Origin of the sequence: Vibrio sp. 10N.222.54.A3, from assembly GCF_041474095.1 — a bacterium.
GTDB lineage: Bacteria > Pseudomonadota > Gammaproteobacteria > Enterobacterales > Vibrionaceae > Vibrio > Vibrio crassostreae_C.
This window is the reverse complement of the sequence record NZ_JBFRTN010000022.1, coordinates 73259-83467: the sequence shown is the minus strand read 5'-3', so window position 1 is coordinate 83467 and position 10209 is coordinate 73259. Positions and strand designations below refer to the sequence as shown.

At 44.1% G+C, this 10209-nt stretch carries 9 protein-coding genes; 2 read left to right on the top strand and 7 right to left on the bottom strand.

The features are described 5' to 3' along the window. Positions 1–138: 138 nt before the first annotated feature. Positions 139–1464, bottom strand: a complete 1326-nt coding sequence (locus AB4507_RS06855; RefSeq protein ID WP_029235135.1) for a Na+/H+ antiporter family protein — start codon at positions 1462–1464, stop codon at positions 139–141. A 65-nt stretch (positions 1465–1529) separates the two neighbouring features. Next, positions 1530–2174, bottom strand: a complete 645-nt coding sequence (gene rnt / locus AB4507_RS06850; RefSeq protein WP_017061178.1) for a ribonuclease T — start codon at positions 2172–2174, stop codon at positions 1530–1532. Positions 2175–2362: 188 nt separating this feature from the next. On the opposite strand from rnt, the gene motY reads away from it, so the two are divergent. Continuing rightward, complete coding sequence (motY, locus tag AB4507_RS06845; RefSeq protein ID WP_017063457.1) at positions 2363–3244, top strand: flagellar protein MotY; 882 nt, start codon at positions 2363–2365, stop codon at positions 3242–3244. Between the two features lie 95 nt (positions 3245–3339). Here the strand turns inward: motY and AB4507_RS06840 are convergent, their stop codons facing one another. Continuing rightward, the gene (locus AB4507_RS06840) at positions 3340–3774 is read right to left on the bottom strand and encodes a DUF2753 domain-containing protein (RefSeq protein ID WP_004734047.1); all 435 of its coding nucleotides are present in this window, start codon (positions 3772–3774) and stop codon (positions 3340–3342) included. A 199-nt stretch (positions 3775–3973) separates the two neighbouring features. Further along, on the bottom strand, positions 3974–4390 hold the full coding sequence (gene gloA / locus AB4507_RS06835) for a lactoylglutathione lyase (protein WP_004734046.1): 417 nt from the start codon (positions 4388–4390) through the stop codon (positions 3974–3976). Positions 4391–5144: 754 nt separating this feature from the next. Between gloA and AB4507_RS06830 the strand changes: the two genes are divergently transcribed. Then, complete coding sequence (locus AB4507_RS06830; protein WP_372170201.1) at positions 5145–7898, top strand: cation-translocating P-type ATPase; 2754 nt, start codon at positions 5145–5147, stop codon at positions 7896–7898. Positions 7899–8076: 178 nt separating this feature from the next. Here the strand turns inward: AB4507_RS06830 and nth are convergent, their stop codons facing one another. From nth to rsxG, 3 genes are all read right to left on the bottom strand, one after another. Beyond that, positions 8077–8712, bottom strand: a complete 636-nt coding sequence (gene nth, locus AB4507_RS06825; protein ID WP_017061172.1) for an endonuclease III — start codon at positions 8710–8712, stop codon at positions 8077–8079. A 164-nt stretch (positions 8713–8876) separates the two neighbouring features. Then, positions 8877–9569, bottom strand: a complete 693-nt coding sequence (locus AB4507_RS06820) for an electron transport complex subunit E (RefSeq protein WP_012603531.1) — start codon at positions 9567–9569, stop codon at positions 8877–8879. Continuing rightward, positions 9569–10198 carry an electron transport complex subunit RsxG gene (rsxG, locus tag AB4507_RS06815; protein WP_017061171.1) on the bottom strand — a complete coding sequence of 210 codons (630 nt, stop codon included), beginning with the start codon at positions 10196–10198 and terminating at the stop codon, positions 9569–9571. Before rsxG ends, AB4507_RS06820 begins: the two co-directional genes overlap by 1 nt. Positions 10199–10209 lie beyond the last annotated feature (11 nt).

Below are 10209 nucleotides of genomic sequence, written 5' to 3'. Positions count from 1 at the left end.
CCTCCTCCTACTCGATTGGTGTCGCTAGTTCAATGAGAGTGAGCGGAAGGAAGAGTAGAATGAATCTCAGAGACAAAAAAGACCGCACGAGGCGGTCTTTATAAAAGTGAGTGTAGGGCTCTTTAACTACAAACCTAATTACAGAACCATGGCTGCAATCCAACCGAATACGATCAGTGGGATGTTGTAGTGCAGGAATGTTGGAACTACGGTTTCCCATACGTGCTCGTGTTGACCATCAGCATTTAGACCAGACGTTGGACCTAATGTTGAGTCAGAAGCCGGAGAGCCCGCATCACCAAGTGCTGCAGCTGTACCTACTAGAGCGATTGTTGCCATAGGCGAGAAGCCAAATGCTGCTGCTAGTGGAACGTAGATGGTAGCAAGGATCGGAATCGTAGAGAACGAAGAACCGATCCCCATTGTTACTAATAGACCAACGATGAGCATAAGCAGTGCTGCTAGAGGCTTGTTGTCGCCGATGCTTGTTGAAAGTGCTTCAACCAGAGATTCAACGCCACCTGTTTGCTTCATAACTGCAGCGAAACCTGCCGCTGCAATCATGATGAAACCGATCATTGCCATCATGTGAACGCCCTTGGTGAAGACATCTTGTGTCTCTTTCCAAGCAATGACGCCACCGAAGGTAAATACCATGAAACCCGCTAGAGCACCGATGATCATAGAGCCCGTCGACAGTTGAACTGTTAGCGCAGCTACGATACCCGCCGCTGCAACTAAGATGTGCTTCTTGTTGATCTCTTTCACTTCTGTTGAAACAACAGTGTGAGAGGTTTCTTTGTATTGGCGAGGCTTACGGTAAGTAAAGAATACTGCAGTAAGGAGACCGAAGATCATGCCTGCTGCTGGTAACAACATTGCCATAGGTACTTGGCTTGCTACAACGTTTTCAAGACCATTGTCGTGAAGGTTTTTAAGCAGGATGTTGTTTAGGAAGATGCCACCAAAACCAATCGGTAACACCATGTAAGGTGTAATCAGACCAAAAGTCAGCACACACGCAACTAGACGACGGTCTAGGTTCATTTTTGCGAATACGCCTAGTAGAGGTGGGATTAAGATTGGGATGAAGGCGATATGTACCGGAATCACGTTTTGCGAAGACATGGTCACTAAGATCAACGACGCAAGCATGCCGTATTTAAGACCAGTCGATGCTGCACTGTTCTCTTTGCCGTGAATGCGTTTGATAACACTTTGAGCAAGGAGATCTGTGATACCAGAACGTGAGATAGCTACAGCGAATGTACCAAGCATAGCGTAGCTAAGTGCAATCGTTGCACCGCCGCCTAATCCACTTTCGAAAGCCGCGACTGCGTCGTTCAAGCTCATACCAGAGGCTACGCCACCGATAATTGCACTGAACGTCAGAGCAACGACTACGTTTACACGCATCAAAGCTAAAACAAGCATGATGCAAACTGAAATTACAACAGGATTCATATTATTCTCGGGATGTTGTGTTTTTTATGAAGGCAATACGAAAAAACGTTTACCGACTCTATTTTTTATTCTTCGTCAACAAGAGGCCAACCACCAAGGGCTTTCCATTTGTTTACAATGCCGCAAAATAACTCTGTGGTTTTTTGCGTATCATACAAAGCAGAGTGTGCTTCTTTGTTGTCAAATTCCATCCCTGCAGTGCGGCAAGCTTTAGCCAAAACGGTTTGACCGTAGGCAAGACCACTAAGAGCTGCAGTGTCAAAAGTAGCAAATGGATGGAAAGGGACGCGTTTAAGCTTACAGCGCTCACTTGCCGCATTAACGAAGTTCAAATCGAATGTAGCGTTGTGAGCAACCATGATTGCGCGACTGCAATCTGAAGCTTTTTGTTCTTTTCTCACTAGCTTGTAGATTTCTTTAAGGGCTTCTTGTTCCGACACAGCACCACGTAATGGGCTAAATGGGTCTTTAATTCCGTTAAAGTCTAATGCTGCCTGCTCTATATTTGCGCCTTCAAAAGGCTCAATGTGAAAATGAAGCGTTGATGCAGGGTGCAGATCTCCGTTCTCATCCATTTTTAATGTAATGGCACAGATTTCTAATAATGCATCGGTTTCAGCGTTAAACCCTGCGGTTTCCACGTCGATGACCACTGGAAAATAGCCGCGAAAGCGTTTTTTTAGGGTCAGAGCTTCGTTTTCTACAGTCATGTTAGCCCAAATAAGTGTGATTAAGGCTGCATTATTGCAGATAATAGCAGTGATAAAAACTAGGGAAGGGCAATAAATCATAAATTACCTAACCCATTACGGCTTGATAATTGCATATTTAAACGTGAGAGAAAAATGCGGCAATTGGCTGCATTGTTAAACGAATTGCTTAAGAGATACTCCACTTTATGAAGAAACAACTCATAACAGGTTCAATGCTATTTTCGCTACTTGTGTCGTCATCGGTCATGGCGCAAGAAAAGCGTTACGGAGCATCTCCTCAACAGTCGACATGGGAGATGGTGGCCAACACGCCACTAGAATGTCGCTTGGTTCACCCAATTCCAAACTTTGGTGATGCTGAGTTCTCATCTCGCGCGAGTAAAAAAATCATTTTGGACTTTGAGCTTAAAATGCGTCGCCCAATGGGTGCTACGCGTAATGTCAGCTTGATTTCGATGCCGCCACCTTGGCGTCCGGGTGAAAGTGCTGATCGCATGACAACCATTAAGTTCTTCCAACAATTTGATGGCTATGTCGGTGGTCAAACAGCTTGGGGCATCTTGAGTGAGTTGGAGAAAGGGCGTTATCCGACATTCAGCTACCAAGAGTGGCAGAGCCGAGATCAACGTATCGAAGTGTCGTTGTCGTCAGTGCTATTCCAAGAAAAATACAATGTGTTCAGTGACTGTGTTGCTAATCTGCTGCCTTACAGCTTTGAAGATATCTCTTTCACTATTTTGCATTACGACCGCAACAGCGATCAGCTGAATAAATCGTCGCGTAAAAGGCTGAGCCAGATTGCTGATTACGTTCGCTATAATCAAGACATCGACCTTGTGCTGGTGGCAACGTACACCGACTCTGTCGACAGCAAAGGGATTAGCCAAAACCTTTCAGAGCGCAGAGCGGAATCGTTAAGAGAGTACTTCAAATCTCTAGGCTTGCCAGAAGATCGTATTCAAGTACAAGGCTATGGTAAGCGTCGTCCGATTGCAGACAATAACTCGCCAATTGGTAAAGACAAGAACCGACGTGTTGTGATCTCTTTAGGTCGTACACAGGTTTAAGCTAAACAATAGCTTGTTTTGAAATGACAAAGCCCGTCTTGATGACGGGCTTTTTTATGTTTTAGATTTGGAGTCGTTGTTTGGACGTAACTTGTTTAGTTCAAGCGGAAGCGGGCGATCATTTCACAGTTGGTCGCGGTATCGATCTTCTCCACCATAGAGGCAATTTTAGGGTTTGGGTGGCGTTTCATGAAATCGATCAGCGCTTTCTTACAGCAACCAATAGAATCGATAAAGCTTGAACATTGAGTATTAGGGCACTGAGGGATCAGTGTGAGTACCTTTTCGGAAGCCAGTTGAAGATACTTGAGCTCGTATTCAGTGTCGCCAGCCCAACGCCAGAATTGAGCAAGATTGTGGCAAGAAATCACCGAGATCAGTAACCGCTCATCGGCTTGAATATCGGTGCGTTCTGTAATTTCTTCACTTAAGTTCAAAGCCTGCTGATAATGAAGAATACTTCGTACAGGATCGTCGAGCTGCAATGCAGTATCGGCAAGTAACGTGTGTTTTTCCCATTCGCTAATCATTGTATTACCTCATTAATCAATAGGTGGTTAATTTAAATAATAATTATTATCATGTAAAGTTTCATCAATGAGATTGTTAAGAATAATTGGTGAAGCATATCGATTATGGGGAGAGTGATAAAAAAGAAGCGAGCATAGTGCTCGCTTCTTTTTTATTTCATCAGGCGTTCAAACTCAACTTCTCAAAGAGGTTAAGGAATTAACCTTCTAGACCTGCGCTTGCTTGTTTGTTCTGAATCAGCTCAATCATGTAGCCATCAGGATCTTTAACGAACGCAATGTGTGTAGAGCCGCCTTTAACCGGACCCGCTTCTCGCGTTACGTTGCCGCCAGCTGCTTTAATCGCATCACACGTTGTGTAGATGTCATCAACACCGATAGCAACGTGACCAAAAGCAGAGCCAAGATCGTATTCCGTGGTGCCCCAGTTGTAAGTCAGCTCAATCACTGCGCCTTGAGATTCGTCGCCAAAGCCAACGAAAGCCAGTGTGTATTCGTACTCTTTGTTTTCGTTCTTACGTAATAGCTGCATGCCCATTACATTGGTGTAGAACTCGATAGACTTGTCTAGATCACCCACGCGTAGCATGGTGTGTAAAATACGACCGTTTGACATGATTTGCTCCTAGCTTGTTATTGGTTGTTTCTTTTATAGCACTATATATGAGCAAGCTCATAAGCAACACCAAAGAGATGATGAGTTTGGTCATATTTTCTTATTCTCATCATCTATCTTACTCTCCCTCTCTAGATTTTTCTTATTTGTATTACAAGAGAATGAAAGTAGACGGCCTTCTTGATTTGTCAGTCACTATTGATTAATTCGAAGTTTTGCATAAATAGTAAGTTTGAGTATTGGTCTTTTTTGTAATGGCCTTGGTTATTGAATTGTGATTTATATCTCCATCTTGTTGCTGATTTCCTTTCGTTTTTACAATTGGCATCTAACTTTCCATTTTATCAATTTATGATTACGCCAACATCTCCCTGTTTATAGAAAGGTTATTCCGATGTTTTACTTCGTTATTAAGGCATTTTCGATAAAATACGCCGATAACCAATGGTTTTTACGAAAGTGCAAAGGGTGTCTATTTTTTGTGCTTATCTTTTTTAAACAATAGTTTGGGCTTGTATTGTTTGTTTTATGTTTGATGTTTGATGTGGTTGTGTTTTCAAAGTAGTTGTCAAGTGTGTATCAAGTGTATCTTTTGCGATCTTTGCTAAATAGACAATCCTTACTATATAGTTTTTCAAGCGCACCAAATCGACTAAATATTCACTTTTGATTTGTGCGATTTTTCTATCACATAAGAATAAGTATTATTTTATTACATTAGCCTCGGCGTGAGGCATTGATGTGGAGTACTCAAATGACGAGTAAATGGTTTACACAACAAAGTTCAGATGTTTTAAACGAACTGAACGCAGATCAAACGACAGGTTTATCAACTTCTGAAGCGGATGCACGCTTAGAGAAGCACGGCACTAACGAACTGACTGCACAAGAGTCAGCTTCTGCGTGGGAACTGTATATTCATCAATATAAAAACCCACTGATTTTTATTCTAGCTGTTGGTGCAATCGTTTCTTGGTCTACTGGCCACGCGATTGATGCTATTGCTATTGCAGTGATTATCCTTATCAATACTGGTATCGCGTTCTGGCAAGAATTTAAAGCTCAGAAAGGGATGGAAGCGCTAAAAGAAATGGCAGCTCCAGAAGCCGAAGTGATGCGCGATGGTAAATGGATCAGTGTTCCAGCTAAAACCCTCGTTCCTGGTGACATCATCAAAATTAATACTGGCGATATTCTGCCTGCTGATGTTCGTATTCTTGAGTCAAACCGTCTGACGGTAGATGAGGCTGCACTGACCGGTGAATCTGAGCCAGTGAATAAGCAGTCTGAACGCCTTGAAGATGAGACCCTTGGTCTTGGCGATCAGAAGAACATGGGCTTCATGACAACAATCGTGACTACAGGTACAGGCCTTGCTGTGGTAACAAGCACAGGTATGCAAACTGAAGTTGGTCACATCGCTGATATGATGAACCAAACGGAAGAGACGAAAACACCAATGCAAGAGCGTATGGACACCATCGCACTCGCATTATTGGTTGTTGCTCTTGTGGTTGTTGCTATTGTTTGTGCTATCGGTGTTTACCACGGTATGCCATGGTTAGAAATCCTAACAACAGGTATCTCTTTATCGGTTGCCGCTATTCCTGAAGGTTTACCAACGGTGGTTACTATCGTATTAACGATGGGCTCGACTAAGATGGTTAAGAATAATGCTTTGGCTAAACAGCTAGCAGCAATCGAAACGCTTGGTTCTACAACCGTTATCTGTTCAGATAAAACCGGTACGCTAACACAAAACCAAATGCAGGTGATGAAAGCGTACGATGTGTCTGGTCGTTACTGGGATGTGTCAGGTAAAGGTTTTGATCCTAAGGGTGAATTCATTACCAAAGGTCACAATGTCGAAGCGACAAACAGCCCTGCAATGATGAAAGGTCTTGTTGTTGCAACGCTTTGTAACGATGCTGAATATGTAAATGCTGATGGTAAATGGACGGTTCGTGGCAACCCGACAGAAGGTGCACTAATTGTTGCAGCTGCAAAAGCAGGTCTTAAACAAGATGAAATGCTATCAACGGGTGGCTACTCAATCGTTAAGAAGTTCCCGTTCGATTCTGGTCGTAAGATGGCTTCTGTTATCGTTCGTGACCCACAAGGTAAGCACTTCCTAGCATTGAAAGGTGCGCCAGATGTTGTTCTTGGTAAATCAACCAGCTTCATGGTTGACGGTGGTTTCGTACCAACGGTTGGCTGTGAAGTTTCAGGCAACTTGGCTCTCGATACCGCACCGTCTCAAGAGCTTCATTTAAACTTTGAAGCGGCAATCCAAACCTTTGGTGGTGATGCTCTGCGTACACTTGCCGTTGGTTTCCGTGAATTAAAAGAAGAAGAGCTTGAGTTAGATTTCCCTGAGCTTGAAAAAGACGTCAGCATCCTGGGTATCTATGGCATCATGGATCCACCACGCCCAGAAGTACGCGATGCAGTAAATAGCTGTTATAGCGCTGGTGTTCGTACGGTAATGATTACCGGTGACCACGCAGTCACGGCAGCAGCGATTGCTCGTGAAATCGGAATCATCCGTAGCGAAGACGATCTAGTGGTAACGGGTGCTGAGCTTGACCAAATGGATGACGAGAAGCTGTTGTCTATCTGTTCTCAGGTTGCAGTATTTGCCCGTGTTACTCCAGAGCACAAGCTGCGTATCGTAAAAGCGCAGCAAGAGAACAATGAAGTTGCCTCTATGACCGGTGACGGCGTGAACGATGCGCCAGCACTGCGTCGTGCAGACATTGGTGTTGCGATGGGTATTACAGGTACGTCTGTTGCGAAAGACTCAGGTGACCTTATCCTGTTGGATGACAACTTCAGTACTATCGTGAAGGCGGTACGTCAGGGTCGTCAAATTTTCGATAACCTACGTAAGTTTATCCGCCAAGCACTTACAGCGAACGTGGGTGAGGTTTCGGTAATCCTATTTGCATTCCTACTCATGGGACCAGATGTAGTACTTCCGCTAACTCCACTAATGATTTTATGGGTTAACCTCGTTTCTGATGGTCTACCAGCACTCGCACTTGGTGTTGAACCAGAAGAGAAAGATCTCATGGAGCGTAAGCCAGGCAAACGTGACCAAGGCTTCTTCTCTAATGGTCTAGGCGCTCGTATCCTAACTCGTGGTCTCGCATTAGGTGGTCTAAGCTTTGTGACATTCTCTTACGCACTCGACGGTGGTTACAGTGCTCAATACGCACAAACCGTTGCGTTTTTAACACTGATCTTTGCTCAACTTTGGAGCTTGTTCGATGCACGTACGTTTACAACGATTTATCGTAAGAATCCGTTCACTAACCACTACCTACTTGGTGCGGTGGCAGTATCGGCTATCTTGTCTTTAAGCGTTGTTTACACAAGCTTCGGTCAGCTGGTATTCAGCACAGAAGCACTAGAGTTTAATCACTTAATATCGTTAATCTTCATTGCAGCAGTACCAACATTTGTTCTATCTGCTATCAAAGAAGTGACTAAAGTGAAGTTTATCTAAGACAGACTTCTTAGCTAAATAATTGAATCCCGCCATAAAGGCGGGATTTTTATGCCTGTTATCTTGGGAACGCAGAATTAGAAATGAAAACTGATGTAGAGGCGGCTTCTAGAGAGTGGCAACAAAAAAGCAGCGCTTTAAGCGCTGCCGTATTGATTAATCGTTGTGAACGGAAAGACTAATCTTCGCTCTTTTCTTTGAATTCACAGAGGTCTTCAATGATACAGCTGCCACAGCGTGGTTTACGTGCGACACAGGTGTAACGTCCATGAAGAATGAGCCAATGGTGGACATCCAGTTTGAATTCTTTTGGGATAACTTTAAGTAGTTTTGCTTCGACATCGTCGACGGTTTTACCCATCGCTAGCTTAGTGCGGTTTGATACACGATAGATGTGAGTATCAACGGCAATGGTTGGCCAACCGAATGCGGTATTTAACACTACGTTTGCTGTTTTACGACCGACACCTGGAAGGGCTTCTAATGCAGCGCGATCTTCCGGTACTTCACCATTATGTAGGTCAAGCAGCATACGACACGTTTTGATGGTGTTTTCTGCTTTTGAGTTAAATAGGCCGATGGTCTTGATATACTCTTTTAAGCCATCAACACCTAGGTCGAAAATTGCTTGCGGAGTGTTGGCTAAAGGGTACAGCTTATCCGTCGCCTTGTTCACGCTGACATCGGTTGCTTGTGCAGACAATAGAACGGCAATCAGCAGCTCGAATGGGCTGTTCCAGTTAAGCTCAGTCTCTGGCTTTGGATTGTTTTCTCTTAAACGCTCAAGTATTTCTACTCGTTTTACATTGTTCATAGCGACATTACTTTCAAATAGTTAGGGCATGAAGCTTGGATTGCTTCTGCTTTATCATCGGTTACGCGCTCTTATGAGCGTCATTATTATATGTACTGTTTAGATCTGATTTCCCCCGCTGAGTGGTTGAGCTAACTCAGCGAGGTTTAAGCTAATTTAACTTATTAGGCATTGGTAACGCGAGCGCGTTCAATGACTGGTTTTTCTTGTTTTGGTTGTCTAGATTTTGCTTGGTTATCGATGATATTTTTCAAAGCAATTAAGAAACCAACACCAATGAAGGCACCCGGTGGAAGCAGGGCTAACAAGAAGCTGTTATCAAATTGGAATATCTGGATTCGTAACACCGAAGCCCAGTCACCAAGCAGCAGGTCTGCGCCATCAAATAGGGTCCCGTTACCAATAATCTCACGCATCGCACCTAACACGACCAATACTGATGTCATGCCTAGACCCATCCAGAAACCATCTTGAGCCGCTGGTAGCACTTCATTTTTTGAAGCGAAGGCTTCCGCACGACCAATGATGATGCAGTTGGTTACGATCAGCGGGATGAAGATACCCAAAGAGAGGTAAAGCCCATAGGCGTAAGCGTTCATCAGCAATTGAACACAGGTTACTAGCGAGGCAATGATCATTACGAATACTGGGATACGTACTTCTTTTGGCACATGATTACGAACCAAAGAAACAGAAACGTTTGAGCCGACCAGTACAAGCAAGGTAGCAATGCCTAGCCCAAGTGCGTTAGTGACTGTTGACGATACAGCCAGCAGCGGACATAACCCAAGAAGTTGCACTAGGGCAGGGTTATTGGCCCACATGCCATTTTTGATCAATGTTTTATGGTCACTCATTATTCACCACCACAATTTAGAGGTTGAGCAAGCAATGCTTGGTTGTTTTGGTTAACGTACTGGACCGCTTGTTTGACTGACTTCACGACTGCTCTTGGCGTGATAGTAGCGCCAGTAAACTGGTCAAAATCACCACCGTCTTTACGAACCTTCCAACGGTCTAGATTAGAATCCGTCACTTGCTTACCTGCAAACGAAAGAATCCAATCACTCACACGCAGATCAATCTTATCACCCAAGCCCGGAGTCTCTTGGTGAGAAAGCACGCGAGTACCTAAAATAGTACCGTCAGTTTTCATTCCAACAATGACTTTAATCGCGCCATTGTAGCCGTCTGGTGCAATCGCTTCGATCGCAATCGCGCTAGGCTCACCATTAAGCTTAGCAATGTAAGCCGGCATCGCTTGCTCAGTACCAAGCTCTTCTGCTTGAACCAAAGTACAAGACGAAAACAGCTCGTTGTCGTGCTGATCGTGTGGGATCACTTGGTTAAGAACAGACAGTAACTGAGCCTGTTCTTGTTGTTTGATCTGATCTTTGGTCAGGTAGTGAGTTACCGCGACCAAACCCGTCGAAGCACACGCAAAAATCGCGAGTACAAGGCCGTTTTTCTTAATTGCATTTAGCATGGTATCCGCTC